The following is a 23,662-nucleotide window of genomic DNA, read 5'->3' as shown; positions in this document are numbered from 1 at the left end:
CCGGTGGTGTCGGTCACCGTGTCGTTCGGTCCCCGGTCCCCGGTGGTGTCGGTCACCGTGTCGTTCGGTCCCCGGTCCCCGGTGGTGTCGGTCACCGTGTCGTTCGGTCCCCGGTCCCCGGTGGTGTCGGTCACCGACTCGTCGGTCCCCGGTCCCCGGTGCCATTCAGGGCGTTGTGCAGGCACTTCATCGACCAGGAGGCCGGTCCCCAAGCGGCTCTCGTGCTCCTCACCGGGCTCCGCGTTCACTGCCTTGGTCCCCGGCTCGTGGGTCCCGTGAATCGAGCCTCGGTCCTCGGTCCCCGCCTCGGTCCCCGCTGCCCGGTCCTCGGTCCCGGGGTGCTGCTTGGCGTTCTCGGTGTCTGGTCTCCGGTGAGGTTGCAGTCCCCGGTCCCCGTTCCGAGTGACGACGATGTGGGGACCGTGGTTGGCCGAGCTGCTCTCGGTGCTAGCGGCGGGGACCGTGGTCGCCATCTCGCCGGAGCGCGGTGGGGACCATGGGGAGGGCAGCGGGACGGTGGCGAGCGCGAGCGCGTGTCGGCGGGCGGCAAGCTGGGCCAGCAGCTCGGCTCGCTGGGCGGGGACGGTGGCGACCGAGGCCCGGCCGATCGCTATCGACAGCCGCCGGGTCAGGCGCCGACCCCGTCGACTCTGCCGCTGCTCGGCTGTGAGTTCGGCAAGCCGGGTGGCCAGGGCCACGGCGCGGGCGGTGGCGCGGTCACGGCTGATCTGCGCAGCGTCGCGGTCCCGGGCGGCGATGCCAAGTCGGGACAGCAGGCGCTCGCGTGCTTCTCGCCCGAGAGTGGCGATCAGGCCGTGGGAGGCGGCACCAGGGGTGCGCAGGCGCAGCTCGATGCCCATGGCCAGGTGCCAGAGCATCGCCGCCATCACCGGTCCGACGAAGGCGCGGACAGTGCCTCCTACGGGACCGCTCTCGGCGTAAGCGGGGATCACTTGTACTCCGGTGATGAGCCACACCAAGGTGCCCGGCAGTCCAGGAGCGCCCTGGGTGTTCAGGTTCTGCCGGGCCATCAGGGCGGTGGCGAACAGGCCCAGTTCCGCGGCGGCGAACATGCTGGCGCGTTCGGCCGTGCCGGCGATGTTGAGATAGTCGGCGGCGAAGCGCCAGCTGGTGTCGGCGCTGTAGGCGGTGCAGCCGAGCGCGGCCAGGGCGGCGACCACGACCGCGGCATTGCCGAGTCGTTTCTGCGGGTTCTGTGCCCGTCGCCGGAACGCCCAGCCGACCAGGGCCAGGGCCAGCGCGGCGGCGGGGACGCCGAGGGCGAGCAGGTGGGAGAGGTCGGGGCTCGCACCGAGGGACAGGGAAGGGTGGGTCATGCGGCCTTTCCGAGAGGGGGGTGCGCCGAGGCCGGCGCCACCGGGCGGGTGACGGGCTGCTGTGTGGCGGGCCGGGCGGACCCAGGTCGGCTGGCCTTGCTGGGTGCGGTCTTCCTCTTTGCGTCCTTGCGACGAGGTACGCCGAGGGTGCGGTCGCGGTCGAAGACCTTGTTGGCGGCCTGCCGCAGCAGGTCCCGGGCGTGCTTGGTGCCGATCTGCAGAGCGACGGCGAGCCGGTCGGGGCGCCATCCGCGGACGTAGGCGTGGTCGATGACGACCTGCCGCTCGGCCTCGGTGAGGTGGACGTCGCGGCCGTTGAAGAAGGCGACCACGCGGCTGTAGTCGAGGCGATGGGGCAGTCCCTTGTGCCAGGGTTCGCGTTCTTCAGCGGTCAGCCCGCCCCAGACGCCCTCCTTGAGGTCGTTCTCCAAGGCGTAGTTGAGGCAGTCGCGGCGCACGGGGCACATGGCGCAGAGTTCCTTCGCGTCGGCGATGGCCTCGTAGTCCCGGGGCAGGGGAAAGAAGGTGGCGTCGGCGTCATCGGGGTCCATGCCGTGGCAGGCGCCGTGGGGCTGCCAGCTGGTGTCGCCGATGCCGCGCAGGCCGGTGGCCGGCGTGGTGTGGGTGGTGATGTGGCGCAAGGTGGTCTCCGGTGTGCTGCCGCGCCGGCCGACAGCAGGTCGGCGTGGGTGGACGCGGCGTCGGGCGCCTGCTGCGGCGCGGGACAGGGGCGCGGCAGCAGGGGCGGGACGGTGGTGTTGCGCGGGTGCACCGGACGGTGCACCGTCGTGCGAGTCGGTCAGGCCAAGGCCGCGTGCTGGGCGGCGGCGAGGTCCAGGCGGCAGTGATGCGGGGTGGCCCGCGGGGCGCTACCGCGTGCGAAACCGTCGGGGTCGACGCGCCGGCGGCGGCACGGCTCGCCGACCGGTGCCTCGCACCAATCGCAGCGCACCGAGAGAGCGTCGGGCTGGCCCTGGGCGAGGGCTGCCTCGCGGGCGGCGCGGGCGCGACGGAAGGGCGCGAGGGCAGCCCTGGCCTCCGGCGGAATGCAGGAGCCGACTTCCTTCAGCCGGGCTTCCAGCCTCGGGCTGACACGGCTTGCGGCCAGCTGCCGGTACATCACCGGCTGGGCGGAGCCGGTGGCGACCGCACGGCGGGTGCCGACCAGCTCAGCGGTCCATGCCGCCTGGTCGTCGGGGTCGGCCGACGGGGTGGGGTCGGTGTGCCGGTGCAGGCGGTCGCGCTTGTAGCTCTCCCACGGGCGGGCGATGTCCGCGGGCAGGATCTGGTACGGCGAGACGCGGATGTGGCGGCGGGCGACGACGCAGGCGTCCCAGCCGTGCGGCGTGGCCAGCGGTACCTCGTCCAGCAGCTCGTGCCACTGGGCGAGCTGGTCACGGGCTTCGCCCTGGTCGGTGCGGATGGTGCGGGGATCGAGTCGGCCGATGTAGGCCAGCAGGGCGGCAGTTTCGCGGCGGTCCATGGGCTACTCCGTTCCGGTCGGCGTCGGCTCGTTGAGGGCGGCGAGGAGAGCGGCGGTGTGGGCCTCGGCGCGGGTCATGCCGCCCGTCGGGGCGTGTCCGCTGCCGGGTATGGCGTAGAGCTTCGGGCGGGCCGGAGCGTGCTCCCGGGCGATCCAGGAGCGCCAGTCGGCAGCCCAGGCAGCGGGCGGTCGGGGGGTGTGCCCGGCGCGGTGGGCGCGCCACTTCGCGTCGGCTGTTCGCAGGCCCTCCTCGCCGAGGCGGTCGAGGTGGCCTTGCTGGCGGGCCCAGGTGTGGCTGGCTGGGTCGACCTGCCAGTCGGCAGCCGAGGTGACGGCAGCATCACTACTGCTGCCATTCCGGTTCAACTTAGGTTCTCTACGGTTCTGTGTGTCGGATTCCGTACCGTGCTGGGGTCGGATTCCGGCACGTCGGGGGGTCAGATTCCGACGCGAGGGGCCGGATTCCGTACCGGCCGGATTCCGGCGGGAGGGGCCAGATTCCGCACCCTTCTTGGGCCAGATCCCGTACCGCCGCAGGCCCTTCTCGGCCTCCTCGTCCAGCTTGGGCACCGGATCGGAGTCGGTCGGTGGGTCGACGTACGCCTCCGGGTCCTCACGTCGAGCGTCGGCGACCTTCGCCAGCCACGCGGCAGCCCGGGGCAGCCGGTACACCGTGGTCCGTTGCGGGCCCTCCAGGTGCCCCAGCACCCTCAGCTCGCCGCTCTTGTCGAGCGCGACCAGCGCGTCCCTCACTGCCGTCCGGCTGGCGTTCGTTCTCTGCACCAGACTCGTCAGCGAGGCCCAGGCGACGCACCTGTCGTCGGCGACCCGGTCGGCGATCGACAGCAAGACCAGCCGCGCGGTGCCCCGGCTGGAGCTGTGCTCCCACACCCACTCGCGTGCGTTGACGCTCATCGGACACCCCCGGCCGCGACGCCCGGCCGGCTGTTCACCGACGCCGGGCTGGCGTGCAGCGTGCCCAAGCGATGCGACGCCAGGGCGAGAGCCGATGCCGCGCAGGCCGGATGACGGGGCCTTTTGCGTATGGCGGGAGGCATGGAAGAATCCCCTTTGCAGTGTTGCCACGCTGAAGCGCCCGTCGGAAAGGGATCAGCGTGGTGATGGTGGGCAATCTCTGCCCTCTCTGGCCTAGCCGGGCCGGATCGGGGCGGTACGTGCCGCTACGCGTTCGGCGTCCAGGAGTAGCCGCTCCTGGGCGCCGTCGCTGTATACGGACCTGCGCGAGTCGTTGGGTTCCTGCCCTCCTCCTCACGCTCGATGGGCACCAGGCGGGGTGCCCGGGGGACGACGAACATACGCACCGACCCGTGTCAAGATCCAGAGTTGGCTCTAAAACTCTGTACTTGTTGCAGAGAGTGACGAGGTCGCACGTCCGGTCGACTGGTGGCGATCGACCATGTACTGCTGAGCCGCTGCGGGGCGACTGCCGCGATTACCGGCAGTACTCATAGACACGAAGCCGTAATTCGAGGCGCTAACATCTGCGCAGAAAATATGAGGTGGTCAATTCCGGCGCTTGTCGTCGCCCTCATAGCATCGAATGGCGAATCAATAACCGTCGCGCTGCGCGTACCGCTATCCGGCTTCGGGTTGTTGTTTCAGTGGGCCGGCTCGACGGATGTTCCGGGTCGTCGTCGACGTCGACAAGCAACCGGCTAAGCGGTGGACACAGACCGAAGGACCCGAGCGTCTTGGACATGGTCCTCACTGCGACCCCCTTGTGTCTCATGCCACATTGATGAGCGGAACTGCTGGCCAGAGCGATTTAAGTCAAGCCCGTCCGACCCCGTCAACGGCGATCATTTGTCCAGTTTGTGGGGGTAGGTGGCCAGGGTGTTGCAGTAGTTGGTGCGTACCTACGACGCCGTAACTCACGTATCAGGTAAGGGAAATGCCAGCAGTGGTGCCAACCGAATGTCCGCTAAGAAGTGTGGTCTAGACCGTTCATCGCTCCGCTCAGCGAAAAGCGGCAACGTTTTGCCGATTTGCCGGCCACCTCAAGGAGTGGATCTTGAGGCATGTCCGTTTAGGGCGTGAACGTGCCACCATGTCGCGCCTCATTTGTTCGACGTTGAACCATGTGGCCGCCTTTCGCGGGCGACCCACCCGGTTCAAGATCGTTAAGGATTGCGTATGGTTCTTCCGGGAGGCGAAGGGCGGGTCCAGCGCATTCGCTGCCGCTGGGCCCTTATGTGCGCCCAGAACGTTGCGTCTCCTGAGAGTCAAAGGCAGGATTTTCGTGGTCACGCAGGAACAAAAGCCCAGCGGGAATGACGCTACGGGCGGGCAGATTTCGGAGCGCGACGGCAGCGGACAGCAGTTGGCCGGCCACTACATGGGCTTTGGTGCCCTCCTGCGCAGGTGGCGCAAGGCGGCAGGGGTAACCCAGTATCGGACGGCCAGGGCTCTGGGCATGAGCGAGCGCACGTATCGCAAGATCGAACGTGGTGCGACACCGCCCCGACTGTCCCGCACGCAGTGCGAGGCCCTTTCCGAGCTACTTCGGCTGGACCGCGATGAGCGTCACGCACTGCTGCTCTACAACGCCGGCTCGATGCTCGTTCCGCCGAGTGGGTCCAGTCAGCCGGAGCTGCAACAGGCTTTGCGTCTGCTCATCGACCGGCAGATGCCCAGCCCCGCGTACCTGTGTGACCAGCACTGGAACATCCTGGCCTTCAACACCGCCATGGCGGAGTGGTGGCCGTGGGTGATGGAGCCGGGCGCGAATCTCATTCGGTGGGCTCTGACGACGCCGGAGGCCCGCGCCCAGTACCAGGACTGGGACAAGCACGCCTCGGCGTACGTGAAGATCCTCAAGTTCGCCCAGGCCACCAGGCCGAATGACGCCGAGCTGCGCCGGCTGATCGAGGACGTCAAGAAGGACCCCGACGTGCGGCACGTCTGGGAGACCGAGCACGATATGGGGGAGACACGCGATGGCCATGTCTTCCGGATGAACGTGCCGACGCTGGACTGGGAGACGATCGAGGTCGTCAGCCACGTCCTCTATCCCGCGTCGATGCCCGACTGCCGCTTCGTTGTGATCACCTGGGTTGAGGGCCATGGCGACGAGGAGCGCGACGCCCTCGGCGGCGTCCGCGATGCCTGGGCAACCATGACCGCGAACGAAGAGGACGTGGCGACGGCCCAGCGGCACGCGCAGAACCGCGCGGCCGAAGACGCCGCCACCCGCTGGCGAAGGGAGGCGGCAACCCTCGCGTCTCGCATGGTCGTCGCCACTGCAGACGAAGCGGCAGCGCTGGCGGGTGAGAACGGCGTCCCCCTGCCGGCCATCAGCAGAACCGTGGGTCCCGACGTCCATCTGACGCTTTCCCCGGACAAGCGCACCGTGGTGTGGGCCACAGAAGAGACCACCGGCTGCTGGTCCGTCACCCATGTCTCACCGGCCACCGTTATCGCTCGCGTGCCCAGGCACACGATCGAAGGCGCGTGCCTCCTTGAGATGCGTCAGCTGGTGCGCGCTGCGCTGCCGGCCGATCCTGCGGCGGCAAGCGTTCGCATCGGGCAGCTCCTCGACGAGCGCGACACCGAGCAGCGTGTGCTCCGCGATGTCCTGCAGCAGGTTCAGGAAGGCAATGCCGAGTCGCCGAAGAGCTGCATGGCAGGCTGAAGGACCGAGATGGATGGCCTCGCTCAGAGCCGCCCGCCGACAGCATCAGTGGCCCCCATGCCATCTGCCCCCCACATACAGGAAGACCTTTCTCGTGAAGAAGTACACCTATGCCCTCCCGTTGCGCTGGGCCGACGCGGACGCGTACGGGCACGTCAATAACGCACTCTTCCCCCGGTACATGGAGGAGGCGAGGACCCGGATGTTCCAGGAGATGCTTCCCACCGACGAAGCCGGCCGCCGCCAGCACGCATTCGTGGTCAGCCGCTCCATCGTGGACTACCGCGCTCCCCTGTCCTACCGCGAGGAGCCCGTTGACGTGCACGTCAGGGTCGTCACCTGTCGGGGGGCGAGGCTGGAACTTGCCTACGAAATCCGTGACGCGGACCATCTGTATGCCGAAGCCACGACCTTGATGGCCGCGTACAACCTGGAGACCGGCAGGCCGCGGCGGATCTCTCAAGCCGAGCTGGACTTCCTCGCTCGCTACACCGAGTCCTGAACCGCTGAGCTGTCTCTACATGCATGCAGGCCCCGGCTGACGACGTCTAGCCGGGGCCCATGCGTCTCTGGCCGCATCCGTCACTGCCGGGAGAGGCGGTTGAGCACGTCGAGAAGCGGGAGCACGTGGCAGGGCTACGTCAGCGAAGCAGCTCGTCGCCGGAATCCTGTGATGGAAGGAACTTCGCGGCTTTTCGGGCCAGGACGGCCGTGAAGTATTCACGTGCGTCGGGACGCAGTCGTGCGAGGGCGACCATGCCGGTGATGACAGCGTCGGCCACCTCGTCTTGGACGTCTGTCCACGTGTGGCTGTGCCCTTTTCTCGGGTTGGTGCCCCGGGCTCCGATGACGGCCTGCGCGGCCTCGCCGACCTCTTCGGCGAGCTTGAGCACTTGCAGGGTCCATTGCTCCTCTGGCGCGAGTCCGTTCTCGGCATCGAGACGGTTGAACGTGTCGGCCAGACGCTGGATCGTGTCCCAGTCGTCGGTCAGAGCGCCGCACCTGTGCTGACCGCGGGATTGCGGAGGTAGTGCGGTTCTGCGCATCAGTGCTGGATCGCTGACGAATCCGAGCCCCTCGTACAGAGACCTGGATTCGTCACTGGCGTGCAGTTCGAAAAGGGTGATGTCTTCCTGCTCCAGGTCGTTGAGGAGCGCGGTGAGGGCGGCTTTGGCGTAGCCGCGACGTCGGTACCCGGGCCGGGTGGCCACGGCTTGGATGCGTGCGGCCAGTCCCTTGGGATACCGGGCTGCGGGCAGTACGGGGCTGACGAGTGCCAGGGCGCAGGTGACGAGTCCTCCCTCGGGTGCTTCGACGACGTAGGCCCGGGCATCGCCGTGAGCCTCGAGGCGTTCGGTCAGTTGGTCTCGGCACAGGGCCAGCCAGTCAGGGGTGAGCGGCTGGGAGAGGATCAGCTCGGACCGCAGGCGGGTGATGCCTTCGGCATCGGCGGGCGTGGCACGGCGTGGAGTGGTCACGGGATCGGTCCTGTTGATTCGGCGATGGGTGAGGCGGTAGGGGGTTCACCGGGCGAGGCCCGCCTCAGTCAGGGCTGGGATGACGCGGAGGCGGTCGTGTGCGGGTCGGTGATGGGCGAGAAGCGGGCGGGGGCGTGGTCGATGGGGAGGTCCGGGCGCCAGGTTGTGAGGATCTGGGCGCTGCATTCGAACAGGTCCGGCGGCAGGGCATCCAGCGGCCACCAGCGCCAGTCTCCGACACTCTCGCCAGGCTGGTCGGCCGGCTCGCCTTGCCAGTGGGTGACGAGCGCGCCGAAGGTGATGCGGACGACGTCGCCGACCTGGTCGAGGAACATGCCGAGAAGACGGACGTCGGCCGGGTCGGCGCACAGACCGGTCTCCTCGGCGAGTTCGCGCACGACTGCCTCGTGCAGTGACTCACCCGGCTCCACGGTCCCGCCGGGCAGCTCCCGTGTGCCCAGCCGGTGTCGGCCGAGGAGGAGGCCCTCGGGTCCGAGGAGCACTGCGCCGACGCCGACGGCCGCATGGGCGACGGGTGGCTTCGCGGTGCGGGGACGGGCGGTGATCCGGGCTGGCCGGTGGACCTGGAACAGTCGGTAGGAGGCGTGGTTGTTCCTCTCCGGCGCGTCGAGGACGGTGATGCCCTGCACGCGGAACCCGTAGTGCACGAGCAGGTCTTCCCACAACTCGGGTGTGAGCACCCACATGTGCACCGTGAGATCGTCGCCGCCGGCCATGCGCAGGCTCTCCGGGCGTGGGGTGACGGTCGAGGTGGGGCCGTCGCCATCGGAGTTGGTGTGCAGCACGGTGAAGTACAGCCGTCCGCCCGGTTTGACGGCGGTCGACAGGGCGGGCAAGAGCCGGTGCGGGTCGAGGAAGTGGAAGGTGCTGAGGGAGTAGATCACGTCGTACGGGGCTGTCGTGCCCAGGTACTCGACAGCGTCGGCGTGCACCAGCCGCAGGTCCGGTACATCGGGGTAGCGGGCACGCGCTCTCTCGATTTGGCTGAGGGAAGCATCGACGCCGTCCACCTGCGCTCCGTAGGTGCGGGCCAGGTGGGCGGCGTGCCGACCAGGGCCGCAGCCGATGTCCAGGACCCGCAGGCCCTCGACGTCCCCGAGGAGGGCGTCCCCGGGCCCGTTCGTTGCAGGGCCCCAGCTGATCCGTTCCACTTCCGGCAGGGGAGTGGCGCGCTCCAGGTGGTGCTTTCCATAGGTGTCCCAGGCGAGGCGGGTCTGATGCTCGATGTCCAACACGTCGACCTCCGTGCTCAGTTCAGGGGCGGAGTGCATAGCAGCGCAGCACGTCGAGATCGGCGGTGCGTACTACGGACCAGCCCGCGGTGAGGATTTCGGCCTCGGCGGGTGTGATACCGAGGTGCCTGTACGGATCGTCCTCCTCGCGGCGGCCGGCGAGTTCGGTGACGACCCAGAAGGTCCCGCCGGGCGCCAGGACCTGTCGGACGCGGTCGAGGAAGGCCGCCTTGTCGTCGATCCACCGGTAGACCAGGCGGCAGGTGACGATCGCATACGCGGCATCCGGCAGGGCGCTGAGGTCGTCGGAGACGAAGTCCATCAGGTGCCAGGCCGGCCCGTCGCCCCGCTGGGTGTTGCGGGCCGCGGCGATGGCGCTGGGCGCGAAGTCGATGCCGATGGTGCGGTAACCGAGCTGGTGAAGGTGGCGGGCGAGTGAACCCTCGCCGGTGCCGATGTCGAGTGCCGGGCGTCCGTGGCCCGGTCCGACATGATCGGCCAGCATCGCTGCCTCGGCGCTGGTGACCTCGCGATCCCGGCGTCCGCCGGCCCAGAGCGGCTCCCAGTAGTCGGCGGTGGCCGGCACGGTCGCCACTCGGCCGCTTTGCGAGCGGGCAGAACAGCAGGGCTCATGGTCTTGGGCGTCGGCAAGGGCTGCAGGCGCTGCTTCGCCGGGAATGACGGGCCAGTCGATCTTGATCCGCGTGTGTTTCTTATGGAACACGTGCAGGCCGTCGGTATAGGCGCCGGTCGGTCCGGTGGCGTCCTTGGGCTGGACCGTGATGTGCGGGCAGGGTGCGGCGCGGTGGTTGCGCTGCCAGTGCCGGACGTGCTCGGCCATTTCTGTGGCCGCCAGGTGACCGGCCGGTCCGTAGCCGTGGATGACGAACTCGTAGGCGCCGTTGCCATTTTCGCCGTCTCCGATCCGCTCGTGTGCCAGACGGGCGAGTGACCTCCCACGCACCATGGCCGCGCCGGGCCAGTGCGGGGGTGGGGGACTGATGAGGCCGGTGTGGTGGTCCGGGTCGACGGACAGGCGGCAGAAGCCGGGGAGAGCCCCGGCCAGATAGAGGGTGAGGGAGTCGAAGGGTTCCTCACCCCCGACGGTGACGTGCGTACGGACCGTTGAGGGCGCCATGTCGAAGGCCGGGGCCAGCTGGTCGACGGGCATGGGTGTTCCGTCCTCGAAGGCAAGGCGGATGCCGCAGCCTGGGATGGTGCGTAGATTCGGTTCCCATGCGCCGGCGCCTTGCATGGGGACGAAGCCGCACACGGTGAGTGGCTCCTCACTGATGAGTGCACCGTCGTGTTTCGTGAACCCAATGGACCAAACGTACTGGTGGAGGCGTAGCGGGGCGACGAGGCGTCCGCCCTCCGCGACCATGGTGATCCACGGCAGATCCCAGGTGTCGACCGTGACGATCACCGCGTCGAATCCGCCTTCGGGGACGACATCGGCGGGCAGATACTCGGCATCCGCGGTGAGGACACGGACACGGTCGTATCCGGCGGCGGCGAGGAAGCGGGCGGCGCGGTCGGTGACGTCTGGGTCGATGTCGACGGTGGTGGCCTGTCGGGTCGGGCCGACCAGTTCGGCGATCAAGGCGGCGTTGTAACCGCCTGAGCCGACCTCCAGGACATGGTGGCCAGGCCGGAGGCGGGCCGATTCGAGCATGACGGCCTGGAGCCACGGTGCGCTGACGGAGCTGCTGATCCGGCCGTCGGGCGTGTGGCGTGTGGGGATGATGTCATCGGCGTACGCGGTCTTAACGGGCACTTCCGGTGCGAAAGCATGGCGGGGAACCCTGCGCAGGGCGGCCTCGACAGTGGCGGTGCGGACGTGGCCAGCCGCGAGGAGCTGGTCGACGAGCCGGTGCCGCAGTGCACTGGGATCGTGTTCCTGTGCGGTCGTGGGGGGAGTCGTCACCCGGGGGCCTTTCGAGCGGGTCATGCGGGATCTGCGATGGTGGGGGAGCCGGGGCGGGGGATGGTGCCCGCGGGGGCGTACTGGGCGGCTTGCGCGTCGAACATCGAGGCGTAGCGGCCTTGGGCGGCCATGAGTTCGTCGTGGCTGCCGTGCTCGACGAGGCGTCCGTGGTGCAGGACGTAGATGCGGTCGGCATGGCGGACGCCGGACATGCGGTGGGTGACCAGGACGACGGCCCGGTTCGGGGCGGCGAGCCGGCGGATGCGGTCGAAGGCGGCGATCTCCGCTTCCGGGTCGAGGGCGGAGGTGGGCTCGTCCACGATGAGCACGCCGTCGGCATCCGAGGTGGCGCTGCGCCAGTGGGTCCGGGCGAGCCCGATCTTCTGCCACTCGCCGCCGGACAGTTCGCTCGCGCCGCGGAACATCCGGGCCAGCAGGGTGCGCAGCCCTTCGGGAAGTTTTGCGATGACCGGTCCGGCACCCGCGTAGTCCACCGAAGGCTGCAGGTGCTCGGGATCGGCCGGCCGGGCGGGCCGGCCGATCCGGATGTTCAACGCCGCTGTCACGGGCCAGCGTTGGAAGTCCTGGGTGAGCAGTGAGACGCGGTCGAAGACCTCGGAGCGGTCCAGGGAAGCGATGTCCGCTTCTCCCCACCACACGATCCCGCTCTGCGGCAGCAACAGGCCCGACAACACCTTCATCAGAGTGCTCTTGCCTGAGCCGTTCTCGCCGACCACGGCGGTGACCGAGCCCATGGGCAGCGTGAGGGAGACCTCGTCCAGGGCGGGGGCTTCCCGGTCCGGGTAGCGGTAGCTCACTTTTTCCAGAGCGACCTGCCTCACCCGCGTCGGAACGGGATCGCCCCCGCTGGGAATGGTGCGCCGCGCCGCCTCGTCCAGGAACCGGGCGTGGTCGCGGACGTAGAGGGACTCCTCGTGCAGCTGGTTGATGTTCATCACCAGCGCGCCCAGGCTCGCCGAGCCGGACCGGACGGCGATGACGGCGGTGCCGGCCACGGCCAGGCTCATATGCCCACTCATGATCAGCCAGAACATGGCCGCGTACGTCGCCGCCATGGCGAGCCCGGACAACGCGGCGGCCACCCACTCGGTGACCGCCTTGCCGGCGGCCAGCCGCTCCTGCTCTGCCTCGGCGCTCTCGGCCATCCGCTCGTAGCGGCTGAGCAGGAACGGCCCGACGGCGTGGATGCGCACCTCCTGCGCTGCGGAGCGCTCGGTGAGCAGGTTGCCGATGAGGCGGCTGGCCCGTACGTGCTCGACCCAGGTCATCACCGACACGTACCGTTCCTGCGCCACCCGCATCGCGCCCCAGCCGCGCGGCGCCGCGATGAGGATCAGCAGCGGCAGCAGCACCGGGTGGAGGATGGTGAGGACGCTGGCCGTGGAGATCAGGGAGATGGTGCCGTTCAGCGCGGCCACGCAGGCGCTGATCATGCGGCGGGCGGATGCGGCGCCGTACTGGGCGACGTCGATCAGGCGTCGGAACTCCGGGTCCTCGATGGCCTCCAGCTCCACCGACGCGGCGGCGGCCAGGTACTGGGTCGTGGCGATCCGCTCGACCAGTGGCTCCAGCCGGCCCGCCCGCGAGGTGGACCAGCCGGCCAGGCCCGAGTTGACCACGGCCGCGCCGGCGGCGGCGACCAGGCCCGGCAGCACCGCGTGCAGCCGCTGCTCGGGGGTGCCCGAGCCGAGCAGCGCGTGCATGACGGCGTTGACCGCGAGCAGCCCGACCGCCGCGGCGAGACCCTGCCCGATTTCGCTGACGGCGACCGTGAGCAGCGCGCGGCGGTCGGCACGCCACGCCATCCGCAAGGTCGCCCCGACCAGACCGGGCATGGAGCGCAGAGCCGACATCATCGTTAAGTCCAGCCGGGCACGCTCGTGTTCCGACCAGCCCAGGTCGTAGCGCAAAGGACCGCCGAAGAGTTCCTCCTCGGCGTCGGAGACCTCCGGCTCCGCCATCCGCACGCGTCCGAAGAACCTCTTCACCGGGCGCCTCCCGGCTCGGAGCAGCTCAGCGACCGGAGAGCCGGCGTGGGCAGCCCCCGCGCCATGGTGGCGACCGTGATCATCCGCACAGAGGCCATGCCGCTGGACTCGTCGCGGTACGAGTACCCATCCCCTCGTGCCACGTTATGGGGAGTCGCATGTGCTGGTGTTCTGGCCGAAGTCAACGTGGTCCCCCTTGACGGTTGTGCGGCTGGTTCGTGTGGCTCAACGAGCCGGCCGCAATTTCGAACACATGTGTTTCGGTCGTGTTGGTAACCCTGGGATTCAGCGCGCGCCGGAGCTTGCGGGTGGCATCGACCCTTGCGGCCCCTGGGTCAGGGGTCGGAGCGGCGGTGGCCAAAACGCCGAGCATGCTGCTGCGGCGCCGGGGACGGGCGCGGTCTCGTCGAAGCGTGTGAGCAGAGCGCCGGATCCAGGGACTGGCGGTCGACCGCGGTCATCAGGAGAAGCGGGCGATCGCCCGCGCGGTGTGAGTCCGCAACAAGGTGTCGGCCCTCGCGAGGTCCTCGGGAGTGTCGACCGCCAACCCATCGTCCGCGACGCCGAGCATCCGTACGTCGTGGCCATGCTCGATGAAGCGCAGCATCTCCACGCCTTCGGTACGTTCCAGCGGCCCCTGAGGGAGACGCCGGAACGTGTCGAGGGCCGTTCGGGTGAAGCCGTAGAGACCGAGCTGACGCAGGTACCTCGGCCGGTCACCGCGCGGGTAGGGGATCGGCTGCCGGGAGAACATGAGGGCGTTGTGCTCGGCGTCGACGACGACCTTGACGACGTTGTGGTCCAGGACGGCGCCGGCGTCGTCCAGCTCTGTGTATGCGTTCACTGCCAGGGCTCTGGGTGCCAGGTGCTCCATGGCTCGGGAGACAGCGTCAATCGCGGTGGGGGAGATGAACGGCTCGTCCCCCTGGACGTTGATGTAGGCGTCTGCGGGCAGGCGTTCTGCGCACTCCGCGACGCGGTCCGTGCCGGTGAGGTGTTCTCCGGTCCGCATGCACTCGATGCCCAGGCGGTGGCACACCTCCTCGATGCGCTCATCATCGGTGGCGACCACCACCCCGTCGAGGCGCTCTGCCTCCAGGCAGCGCTGGTGGACGTGCCACAGCAGCGGCTTGTCCCCGAGCTGCGCAAGGGGCTTTCCTGGAAATCGGGAGGCTCCCCAGCGGCAGGGGATGACCGCTATGTGGTGGCGGCGCGCGGTGCTCGGCGGTGCGGCGGTGGTGACTGCCACGGCGTACTCCCGTCGGTGAGTGTCAGGAATGGGTGGGGCGGGGGAGGAGGGCCAGCTTGGCGCGGACGGTCGGCGAGGCAGAGTCCTCGAAGGACCGCCACTCGTATCCGCTGACCTCTTCGGTTTGAAGCGTCACGGCGTGTTCGGCCCGGAGGAGGAAGGCCCAGCGGAAGTCGACGTGCTGGTGTGCCGGCTCGCCCTTCGCGGGGTTGGCGGCGATGTCGTGTACGTCGATGTCCAGCGGCACGGTCTCAAAGCCGGGGAGGGGGACGACGGCATCGCGAGGAATGCCGGCTTCCTCGCCCAGTTCACGAAGGGCGGCACCGGGAAGGTCTGTGTCCCCTGGCTCGTTGTGGCCACCGGGCGCGAGAGCCTTGCCCGTGGCGTTGTGCTGAATGTGGAGCACCCGGTCGTTGCTGTCGATGACGATGGCGCTGCACGTGACGTGCGTGGGAAAGGTCTTGCGGCTGGTCGGATCGTCCCCGCCGGTAAGGGCGACGAAGAGCGCAGCCAGGGCGTCCCGCTCGGACGGGTGGCGGGTGAGGTACCCCTCAACGGTGGCACGGATGTGGTCGGGGGAAGGCGGCATGGAATCACCTGTCGAAGTAGTCGAACCAGATCCTGGCGATGGCCTGGCGGTCGGGTGCGGCCATTTCGTGGAGACCGGACTGGAAGCGGCCGTGGCTGAGGGCCGCGGTGGCGGCGAGTATCTCGGCCTGAACGAGATGGATGTATGAGCCGACGGCGGCGCCGTGCACGAAGTTGACGGCGCCGCCGTCAGCGAGGACGTAGAAGTAGTGGCCCGTGATCTCGTAGCGCGTCAGATGCTCGCTGACCGGGGTGCGCTTGTAGAGGCCATGGAGGCTGCCGAGTTCAAGTTCGTCCTCTGAGGACGTTACCGAGGCGAGGTACGCCCCGTTGCGCAGGGCGGAGAAATCGCCCTGGCGGAGGGCGAGGTTGCCGGTGGCACACAGGACGAGTTCCGCCTCCCGCAGCGCCTCGGCCGTCGACGCGCTCGTACGGAAGCCTTGGGAATGCGCCTGCACTCTCTTGACTGGATCGGTGTCGTGGACGGTGACACGTAGGTCTTGGGCGCGCAGCGTCTGAGCGATGGCCCGGCCGACCTTGCCGAACCCGATGACGCAGGCATTTCGGCTGGTCAGAATGTCGCCGCGGGCGCGTACGAGGGCGTCGGTCGAGAAGACGATGGACCGGCCCACCAGGTGGTCCTCGCAGTCCTTCAGCGGGGAGCGGGCCACCGAGACGACCGGGCAGGGCAGGCGGTCGAGTGCCGCGTACCGCTGGTGTCCGTTCTCGGTGTCCTCGACGACGCCGAGGACACGGCCGGAGAACTTCTCTACCAGGGTGTCGAGGCACGGCGCGAAGTAGCCGCCGATGTCTATCAGGATGACGTTCCGGCCGCCTGCTGTGTCCTCCAGGTACTCCAACGCCCAGGTCGAGTCGGCAAACAGTTCTCGGTTCAGGTCATGGACGGTGAAGGCACGTCGGACCTTCTCCAGCGTCGGCTGGTCGACGGACCTGGGCTTGGGTAGTACAGCACCGACCGTGGACGTCGCGGCCATCGCGCAGAGGAACGCCGGCCGCTCGGAGAGCAGGTGCGTGATGATCAGCGTGGTGACGTGCTCGCCAGCGGGGAACCGTGTTGTGATCTGCCGGAAAAAGGCTTCCAGTCGCGCCCTTTCAGGACTCTCCACTGCAACTCCTCCTGGTGTCCCGCTGGTTATGCCGCGTGGCCGTACGCGGCGGTCTCGGCGGCCAGCGCCTGCATGTGGGCTCGCATGCCGTTGTGAAGGTCGACCTGGGGCTGCCAGCCCAAGACCTCATGGGCGCGGCCGGGGTCGGCGCGGGTGGTGAGGACGTCGCCGCTGCGGGGGTTTTCCTGGTGAACCTGGATCTCGCGACCGGAGAGGCTGTTCGCAATGTTGATCACTTCCAGCAGGGAGGCGCTCGAACCACCCCCGACGTTGATCACTCCGCTGGCGGTCGGGATCGTGGCCGCGGCGATGGTGGCGGCGACTGCGTCGTCGATGTACGTGAAGTCCCTGCGCTGGTGACCGTCTCCGTACAGACGTAGTGACTGGCCGGTCAGGGCGGCCGTGAGGGCGCGGTGCGTGAACATGTCGGGGCGCTGCCAGGGGCCGTAAACGGTGAAGTACCGCAGAGCGACGACGCTGGTGGGGCAATGGGCCTGGGCGGAGTGCGCGAGGCAGAGCTGCTCCTCGGCGAGTTTCGTGACCGCGTACGGGGATGCCGGCTGTGGCCGGTCGGTTTCTACGCTCGGACCGCCCTCGGTGGGGCCGTAGACGCTGGAGGACGAGGCCACCACCAGCCGGGGAACACCCATACGGGTGACGGCGTCCATGACGCGGTGGGTGGCGAGGACGTTGGAGGCGACGTACTCGCTGAACTTCGGCCCCCAGGAGGGGCGTACCCCGGGGATGCCGGCCAGGTGAAAGACGGCGTTCGCGTCCACGAGAAGCGGCTCGATCGCGCAGTTGATGAGGTCAGCGGTGACGTGCATGTACCCCGGGAGCCTCTGCAGGGCGGCCAGGTTGGCTGCGGCCGTGGGGTCGGTGGCAGGGTCACGACGGTCGACGCCGACGACGACGACGCCGGCCTGGACGAGGGCCTGCGCGAGGTGGGAGCCGATAAAGCCGGCGTCGCCGGTCACCACAGCCCGGCGGGGCACGGTGGTGGTCATGTGGGATGCGTGCTGTGACACGGAGTTCTCCAGGAATCCGGGGAGGGTTGTGGTTCAAGCGAGCCGGGCGAGAACGGTGCGGCCGTGGCTGCTGAGGGCGAGATCGTCCTGCTCGTGTCCGCGGACCAGGGCGGTGACGGCCTCGATCGCACCGAAGGACTCCAGCAGTGGCTGTTCGGTGTCGTTCAGCGGCGTTCCGTATCCGGCGAAGAAAGCCGTGCGGAGGTGGGGAGCGGCCTGCCAGCGGCGGAATTCGAGCCGGGCGAAGTCGCGGATGCGGGCGTCCCGGCGCATGTGCTCGAAGTCGCACATTCCGAAGGCGTCCCCAAGGAGCCAGTTCCGCGGCTGGTAGTCGAGGTGGCACACCGCGCTGTCCATGAGCGTGTTCGCCAAGACGTCCGCGCTGTGGCTCATGCGGTCGCGTTCGGCCGTGGAGATGAGGCCGGCTCGGTCTGCACGGGCGATCCAGTCGCGTAGCCGCTGGGCGAGTTCCGTGCCGACGGCGCCGGTACGCGGTACCGAGGTGGCGTGGTGCAGCTTGCCCAGGACGCGCCCGGCCTCGTAGTGAGCCTGTTCCTCCTCCGGCGATCCGGGGGCGACCGCATCCGCCCGTACGCCGCGCACCGCGGTGAGCAGCAGGGTGCATGTTCTGTCCTGTCGGCCCACCACTCGGGGGACGTGCCCGATCAGGTGAGCTCCCCAGGCGAGATAGGCATGGAGTTCTCGGGTGTATCGGTCGCGTTCGCTGTGTTGCTTGGCGAAGAACTCATTGCCGTCGGTGTCGACCAGACGCAGGACTCGGGGCGGGAGAGTCGGATCGTGCACGATCCGGACCGCTCCGAGTGCGCCGCGTGCCAGGCTCAGGCGCGGATCATCGGACAGCGTGATCACGCGACAGCCTCCTGCGCTAACGCGGCCAGGTGCTCGGTGTCGTTGTGGCGGTCGAGCATCCACCGTCTCTGTCCGAGCCGGTTGAGGTGGTGTTGCCACCGGGTGATGGACCCATGGGAGACCGTGAATCCCGCCGGAGACCCGAGAGGGATACCCAGGAGCAGGGTGTGGGCGACGATCACGGTCTCGCCGTGCGCGGCGAACAGGATGCGCTCACCCTCGTGATGGTCGATGAGCTCCCGTAGAAGGCGGCCGGCACGCTCCAGGTAGCCGTTCCACGTGTCGGATCCAGCAGCCCAGGGCCTGTCCGGGTGGGCGTGCGGCCCGCCATCGGCGGCTGTTTTCACCTCCGCCCACGGTCTGCCGTCGGCGGCACCGTGGACCGGACCGTCGAGGCGGTCGTCGGTGAACATGGGGAGGTTGAGGGCCTGGCTGATGATCTCGCCGGTCTGGCGCAGACGGAGGCGTGGGCCGGCGTACAGCGCTCCGAACGGCTTGTCGCGGTGCTCGGTGGCGAGGCGGAGCGCGACCCGTTCGGTCTGGGCGTATCCGCGGTTGGTAAGCCCGGTGCAGGTGCGCGGGCCGCCTACCAGGCCGTCGACGTTGCACTGGGCTTCGCCGTGGCGGACGAAGACGAGTTCGGTGGTGATCATGCGGATCCTCGGGGGCAGGGTCGGGGCGACCAGCAGTAGCGGTAGCCGTTGCGCCCGGCGTACGGAGCGGTCAACACGGCGTGCAGGGCGAGGAAGTCGTCGAGCCGCTCGCGATCCGTGATGCCAAGCCGGGGGTCGTGGCGTACGGCGGCCTCGTTGTAGGCGCACAGGGCCGAGTCAATGGTTGGAGTCGGCAAAGGCCCGTACGTCAGGACCAGCGTCGCGATCAGTTTCGCCAGGTCGTAACCCATCGGCGCCAGCGTCAGATCGTCGGTGTCGACCGTGTAGATCTCGCCGGCCTCGGTGATGATGAAGTTTCGCGGGTTGCTGTCCTTGTAGAAGGCGGTCGGCCCCTCGGCGGTCTTCTCCAGCAGCGTCAGCAATGCGTGCAAGGCCCCGCGGTCCGGCAGGTACCCCTGTTCCAGCCTTCTTCGCAGGGCAGCCTGCCGGGGACCGATGTAGTCGCCGAACGCGATGCCGTCACGGAAACGGTGGGGCCTGTTGAGCGCGGCCGGCCGGAGGTCGGTGGTCCAGGCGGCCCCGTGGACATCGCCCAGCAACCCAGCCAGGGCCGGCAGGTCCTCGGTCCGGGCAGGACGGCCGTCGATCCACTCGTATGTCAGGCTCGTCGGCCCCACCACCGTCAGCGCCGGAAGCCGCAGCGGCGGTGCGTGCTCGACGAGCCAGGCGTGATGGCGGGCTGCCGAGGCCACCCGGCCGGGGGTCTCGTAGTGCTTTGTGAACTGGCGAACGCTCACGACCGACCTCCCCCTGACTGGGCCACCACGAAGGTGACGAGGGACTTGGTGGTGAGGGGCCGGTCCGGCAGGAACTCATGCAGTGTTGCCGCGAGCGCGCCAGGATTGCCGTAAAGGCCCGGGGCGAGGTCGTACTTCGGGTTGGTGGCCAGGTACTCCGCCACGTGGTCGTGTCCGTCGAAGGTGAAGCGGTGTTCCTCGTGCTCCACAGCGAGTACGTCGAGCGACACGGCGGCCAGGTGGGCGAGGTTGTCGCTGTGCGCCGAGATGTACAGGCTCTCGTGCTGCTCGGCCCGCGGGTCGAGGCCGGCGGCAGCGACCAGCTGGTCCATCTCCCGGTAGCTGTCGAGTCCCTTCGTGACGAGCACGGCCAGCCCTCCCGGAGCCAGCACCCGCTTCATCTCCGCGACCACCGTCTGAGGCTGCGGTGAGTGGTAAAGGCAGAAGGCTGCGACAGCGACATCGAATGACTGGGCAGGAAGCGGCAGTTGGTGGAAGTTGCCCATGAGGAAGCTGACTGGGACGTTGGGGAGCCGTTGAGCGCGGTGCAGGGCCTGTTCGATCAAGGCCGGAGCCGCGTCGAGACCGAGTACCCGCTGCGGCCGGAGTTGCTGGGCCAGGGCCAGACTGCTTGTACCGCGACCACAGCCGACGTCCAAAACCAGGCCGAGCTTGTCTGCCCGCTCGTGGTGGGCGCGCACCAGGCGCACGATCGTGTCTGGTACCGGGCGTCCGGAGGTTTTCGCCCGCATCAGGGCATTGGACCGGCCGGCCAGCCGCGAGGCGTGCCCATACAGCTCCGCTTGCCGCGCGGGGTCCAGGAACGGGTTGGCGCCGCTCATGCCGCACCCTCCCCTCGGGGGCGCGGAGCGCTCAGCGGTGCTCGGCGGCGACCTTGCGCAGCCAGCGGTGCGTCTGTCGCCGGTTGCGCAGCAGCACCACCTCGGCACGGCCCGAGGCGAATTCCTCGATCTTGGCCATGACGCGCGGGCGCATCTTGCGGCGGTACGTCGCCACGTACTTGATCACGCCCCAGTGGATGCGGTTGTGCACCCCGTTGCCCTTGTGCCCTGCCCCGTGCCGGACCTGACGGGAGAAGATCCCGTACAGCGCGGCCACGGTCGAGACGTCCATGAGGACCACCGTGTCGCAGGCTTCGAGCCGGATCTGCAAGGTGGAGTTGTAGTTGCCGTCGATCACCCACTTCGGCTGCGCGACCAGGTCCCGCTGCAGGGCGGCGAACTTCTCCATGGGCAGCGCGTTCCACGCGTCGTCGTAGAACGCGGCGTCCAGGTGAGTGACCGGGGCGTCGAGGATCCTGCCCAGCTCGCGTGCCAGGTAGGACTTGCCGCTGCCTCCGCAGCCGACGATGGCGACCTTCTTCATGGTGCTCCAGCGTAGAGGCGCTCGGGTGCCCGGTCGGACCGGCCGGTCGGACACGTTCGGATGATCCAGGTGCCATGGTCTGGGAAGCCAGCTGCATCACGCCGCTCCCCGCTCCACATTTACGGGGCTGGCAGCCGTGTCCAGTACGGCTTCCAACGCGTCTACCTGCCGACTCAGGCGGAACAGGTCCAGGCGGTCCAGGCAGGCTGCGATCAGGTCCGCGTGCTGCTGGGTGCCGGCGATCCGCTGGAGGTGGGCGAGCCGCTCGATCACCTCGCTGCCGGAGCTGACGATCAGTTCCTTGGGCACGAAGCGGTCCGCGTGCAGGATGTCGGCAGGGGTGAGCGGCAGGCAGCCGGCGAGGACGGCCTCGAAGATCCGCTGCGTCATCTGCCCGACGACGGCGTACCGCTCCGGCAGCATCAGCACGGTTGCCAGAGACCTGCCATACACGGCGTGGACCGCCTCGAAGGGGAGCCTGCCGAGGAACCGGACGTGCGGCCAGCGATCGGTCTTGCTCCACTTGCCCCCGACCAGGTGATCGAAGCGGGTGGCGGCCGACGCGAAGAAGCGGTCGAAATGCTCGTCGCGGTCGTACTGGTTGCCGACATACCCGAGGACGAGATCCCTGGGCTTGTTGGCGAGCACGATCGGATCCGCCTCGTCGAGGAGACGGTCGTCGACCGGGAAGAGCAGGCGGTGGGCGCCCGCCGTAGGTTCGAGAGCGGCCTCGCACACAGTGGTCTGGCGGATACGCCGCCACACGCTGTCCGGCCGGAGCTGGCGGTCCTTATCCCAGATCACGGTCGGGGTTCCGAGCCGAACTGTGTACCAGGTGACCAGCTCTGTCTGGCGGTGCAGGTCGCAGGTGTGCCCCTCGGTGCCGCACGGGGTGGTGTTGCGCCCATCGATTGCCCAGCGCCACTCCAGGAACAGGACGTCGATGTCCGGGGTGCCGCTGTGGAAGGCGTAGGCGTTGCCGAGGTCGTCGCCGGCCTCGATCAGGTCGCGGTTGGCCTGTAGGAAGACGATCTCGTGGCCGCGGCCGAGGAGGGCGTCGATCAGGGGGCGGCGGTGGCTGCGGCCCCCGTCCGGGCTGTCGGTGATTCCGTTGCCGAGGAATCCCCAGAAGCTGTATCCGATCTTCACTTTGTGATCCACCGACCTTCCAGCAGCAGGGCGTCCAGTCCGGAGTTGGCCAGGCAGTCCAGCGCCATCTCCGGTGTTCCGCAGATCGGCTTGCCCTTGACGTTGAGGGAGGTGTTGATCAGCACCGGCACCCCTGTACGGCGGGCGAAGGCGCTCAGCACGTCGTGCATGAACGCGTTCTGCGACCGGGTGACGGTCTGGAGGCGGGAGGTGCCGTTGGCGTGCACGATGGCCGGCACGCGCTCGCGCGCCTCGTCGGTTACGCCGGACGCCATCGACATGTACGGCGCCTCTTGGCCGAGGGTGAAGAACTCCGCGGCGCGTTCGGCCAGGACCATGGGGGCGAATGGGCGGAAGGGCTCCCGGAACTTCACGGTGGCGTTCAGACGCTCGACGACCCCGGGCTCCAATGGAGAGGCGAGGATCGAGCGATTCCCAAGGGCGCGGGGGCCGGCTTCGACTCGTCCCTGGAAGAGCCCGACGATCATGCCGTGGGCAAGCTGGTCGGCGAGGAACTCGGCGGACTCCACGCCCAGCGTCTTCTGCTGGAGCCCGGGCCATGGCGTGAGGTCAAGGGCCTGGTGCTGGTACGACGGGCCGAGATAGCAGGCCCGGGCGACGCCGGACACGGGCCGCCGGCTGCGGCTGCCGGTGTGTGCGGCGATGGCGGCCCCGATCGCGGTGCCGGCGTCGCCCGGGGCGGGCGGGACGAAGACTTCGTCGAAAATTCCGGCCTCGATGATCCGCCCGATGCTCACGCAGTTCGTGGCGACTCCACCGCCGACACACAGGCGGCGCGATCTGGTGATCGTCCGGGCCCTGCGGGCCAGATGCAGCATCACCTGCTCGGTGCGCTCCTGGAGGGCGGCGGCCAAATCCCGGTGGACGTCTTGGATCGGCTCGCTCGGGTGGCGCTCGGGGCACGTCTCGTCCATGAAGCGGCGAGAGGTCCTCGGGTAGCCCGAGGTCAGCACGCGCGGCGGGAAGTAGGCGGGGTCGACCGAGAAGCCCGTGGGAGTTGTGCGCAGGGCCCGGGCAAAAAGTGGGCGGAACCGCTCCGGATCGCCGAGGGCGGCGAGCGCCATCACGGTGCCCTCCTCGTCACCACGGCGCCACCCGAGGTGCTCGGTGACCGCGCCGTACACATAGCCCAGGGAGGCAGGGTCGTTGATCGCCTCCAGGGTGCGGGTGGAAGGGTGGAGCGCGTTGTGTCCACAGGCGATGGTGGTGGTCTGCCGTTCGCCCAGGCTGTCCACGATGAGCACGGCGGACTCGTTCCACCCTGAGGCGGTGAAGGCCGTCAGCTGGTGAGCCCGGTGGTGCAAGACAGGGATGACGCCAGCGGAGGGGAACCGCCGGCCGAGGGCGCGGGTTCGCAGATGGGTGCGCAGCGCCACCTTGGCGAAGCCGTGAGCCCTCGGCAGCGCTCGCTCACGCGTCGTCGGCGACAGAGACAGGCGCAGGGCTGCCGGGGACTCGGCCAGGTAGTGGGCGGGCTGGAAGTTGTAGGCGACGGCGTCGACGTCGGCCGCGGTGAGCCGGGCCTCGCCGAGCAGCCACTCGACTGCGTGGCCGGGGTAGTCCTTGGTGTGTTTGTGCTGGGAGAGGCGCTCCTCCTCCACGAAGCCGATCAGCTCCCCGTCTACCAGCAGGGCAGCGGAGGAGTCGTGCGTGAAGGAACACAGCCCGAGGATGACCGAGGGCTCGCGGTCCAT

Annotated in this window: 21 protein-coding genes; 2 read left to right on the top strand and 19 right to left on the bottom strand. The window is 68.9% G+C overall.

The features are described 5' to 3' along the window. From ACZ7FF_RS26970 to ACZ7FF_RS26955, 4 genes are all read right to left on the bottom strand, one after another. Positions 1-1,337, bottom strand: a 1,337-nt coding sequence (locus tag ACZ7FF_RS26970) for a hypothetical protein (RefSeq protein ID WP_470815028.1), incomplete at its 3' end; no start/stop codon positions are given. Beyond that, entirely contained in the window at positions 1,334-1,978 is a 645-nt protein-coding gene (locus ACZ7FF_RS26965; protein ID WP_466386197.1) for a WhiB family transcriptional regulator, read from the bottom strand. The genes ACZ7FF_RS26965 and ACZ7FF_RS26970, both read right to left, overlap by 4 nt. Before the next feature lie 158 nt (positions 1,979-2,136). Continuing rightward, complete coding sequence (locus ACZ7FF_RS26960; RefSeq protein ID WP_364031843.1) at positions 2,137-2,820, bottom strand: zinc finger domain-containing protein; 684 nt, start codon at positions 2,818-2,820, stop codon at positions 2,137-2,139. A 3-nt stretch (positions 2,821-2,823) separates the two neighbouring features. Next, entirely contained in the window at positions 2,824-3,735 is a 912-nt protein-coding gene (locus ACZ7FF_RS26955) for a helix-turn-helix domain-containing protein (RefSeq protein ID WP_470815025.1), read from the bottom strand. A gap of 1,345 nt (positions 3,736-5,080) precedes the next feature. Between ACZ7FF_RS26955 and ACZ7FF_RS26950 the strand changes: the two genes are divergently transcribed. After that, on the top strand, positions 5,081-6,472 hold the full coding sequence (locus ACZ7FF_RS26950) for a helix-turn-helix transcriptional regulator (protein ID WP_470815023.1): 1,392 nt from the start codon (positions 5,081-5,083) through the stop codon (positions 6,470-6,472). Between the two features lie 94 nt (positions 6,473-6,566). Next, the gene (locus tag ACZ7FF_RS26945; RefSeq protein ID WP_344007223.1) at positions 6,567-6,974 is read left to right on the top strand and encodes an acyl-CoA thioesterase; all 408 of its coding nucleotides are present in this window, start codon (positions 6,567-6,569) and stop codon (positions 6,972-6,974) included. Between the two features lie 139 nt (positions 6,975-7,113). Here ACZ7FF_RS26945 and ACZ7FF_RS26940 read toward each other — a convergent pair whose 3' ends face one another. The 15 genes from ACZ7FF_RS26940 to ACZ7FF_RS26870 all read right to left on the bottom strand — a co-directional run bounded on the left by ACZ7FF_RS26940 (position 7,114) and on the right by ACZ7FF_RS26870 (position 23,662). Further along, the gene (locus tag ACZ7FF_RS26940; RefSeq protein WP_466386195.1) at positions 7,114-7,950 is read right to left on the bottom strand and encodes a GNAT family N-acetyltransferase; all 837 of its coding nucleotides are present in this window, start codon (positions 7,948-7,950) and stop codon (positions 7,114-7,116) included. Between the two features lie 68 nt (positions 7,951-8,018). Continuing rightward, positions 8,019-9,206, bottom strand: coding sequence for a bifunctional class I SAM-dependent methyltransferase/NUDIX hydrolase (locus ACZ7FF_RS26935; RefSeq protein ID WP_470815020.1), 1,188 nt, complete (start codon positions 9,204-9,206; stop codon positions 8,019-8,021). 19 nt (positions 9,207-9,225) lie between these two features. Beyond that, the gene (gene fxlM / locus ACZ7FF_RS26930) at positions 9,226-11,130 is read right to left on the bottom strand and encodes a methyltransferase, FxLD system (protein WP_470815019.1); all 1,905 of its coding nucleotides are present in this window, start codon (positions 11,128-11,130) and stop codon (positions 9,226-9,228) included. Positions 11,131-11,150: 20 nt separating this feature from the next. Continuing rightward, positions 11,151-13,139: an ATP-binding cassette domain-containing protein gene (locus tag ACZ7FF_RS26925; protein ID WP_470815017.1), complete on the bottom strand. Its 1,989-nt coding sequence runs from the start codon at positions 13,137-13,139 to the stop codon at positions 11,151-11,153. Between the two features lie 460 nt (positions 13,140-13,599). Further along, positions 13,600-14,388 carry a 3-deoxy-manno-octulosonate cytidylyltransferase gene (locus tag ACZ7FF_RS26920; protein ID WP_470815015.1) on the bottom strand — a complete coding sequence of 263 codons (789 nt, stop codon included), beginning with the start codon at positions 14,386-14,388 and terminating at the stop codon, positions 13,600-13,602. A 22-nt stretch (positions 14,389-14,410) separates the two neighbouring features. Beyond that, entirely contained in the window at positions 14,411-14,977 is a 567-nt protein-coding gene (locus tag ACZ7FF_RS26915; protein WP_365169908.1) for an NUDIX hydrolase, read from the bottom strand. A 4-nt stretch (positions 14,978-14,981) separates the two neighbouring features. After that, positions 14,982-16,103 (bottom strand): adenosylhomocysteinase, encoded by a 1,122-nt coding sequence (locus ACZ7FF_RS26910; RefSeq protein ID WP_470815013.1) that lies wholly within the window; start codon positions 16,101-16,103, stop codon positions 14,982-14,984. A gap of 26 nt (positions 16,104-16,129) precedes the next feature. Continuing rightward, positions 16,130-17,110, bottom strand: a complete 981-nt coding sequence (locus tag ACZ7FF_RS26905; RefSeq protein WP_470815011.1) for an NAD-dependent epimerase/dehydratase family protein — start codon at positions 17,108-17,110, stop codon at positions 16,130-16,132. Between the two features lie 54 nt (positions 17,111-17,164). After that, positions 17,165-18,001, bottom strand: coding sequence for an aminoglycoside phosphotransferase/kinase family protein (locus ACZ7FF_RS26900; protein WP_470815010.1), 837 nt, complete (start codon positions 17,999-18,001; stop codon positions 17,165-17,167). Further along, positions 17,998-18,654 (bottom strand): histidine phosphatase family protein, encoded by a 657-nt coding sequence (locus ACZ7FF_RS26895; RefSeq protein ID WP_365169356.1) that lies wholly within the window; start codon positions 18,652-18,654, stop codon positions 17,998-18,000. Before ACZ7FF_RS26895 ends, ACZ7FF_RS26900 begins: the two co-directional genes overlap by 4 nt. Then, positions 18,651-19,412, bottom strand: coding sequence for a phosphotransferase (locus ACZ7FF_RS26890; protein WP_365169353.1), 762 nt, complete (start codon positions 19,410-19,412; stop codon positions 18,651-18,653). Before ACZ7FF_RS26890 ends, ACZ7FF_RS26895 begins: the two co-directional genes overlap by 4 nt. After that, positions 19,409-20,254, bottom strand: a complete 846-nt coding sequence (locus tag ACZ7FF_RS26885) for a class I SAM-dependent methyltransferase (RefSeq protein ID WP_466386189.1) — start codon at positions 20,252-20,254, stop codon at positions 19,409-19,411. The genes ACZ7FF_RS26890 and ACZ7FF_RS26885 overlap by 4 nt, the downstream gene beginning before the upstream one ends. Positions 20,255-20,285: 31 nt before the next feature. Beyond that, entirely contained in the window at positions 20,286-20,798 is a 513-nt protein-coding gene (locus ACZ7FF_RS26880; RefSeq protein WP_344016702.1) for a P-loop NTPase family protein, read from the bottom strand. Between the two features lie 96 nt (positions 20,799-20,894). Continuing rightward, entirely contained in the window at positions 20,895-21,959 is a 1,065-nt protein-coding gene (locus tag ACZ7FF_RS26875) for a glycosyltransferase family protein (RefSeq protein WP_470815007.1), read from the bottom strand. Further along, on the bottom strand, positions 21,944-23,662 hold the full coding sequence (locus ACZ7FF_RS26870; RefSeq protein WP_466386244.1) for a carbamoyltransferase family protein: 1,719 nt from the start codon (positions 23,660-23,662) through the stop codon (positions 21,944-21,946). Before ACZ7FF_RS26870 ends, ACZ7FF_RS26875 begins: the two co-directional genes overlap by 16 nt.

The organism is Streptomyces sp. NPDC037126 (genome assembly GCF_055605965.1).
This window is presented reverse-complemented; position numbering and strand designations above follow the sequence as displayed.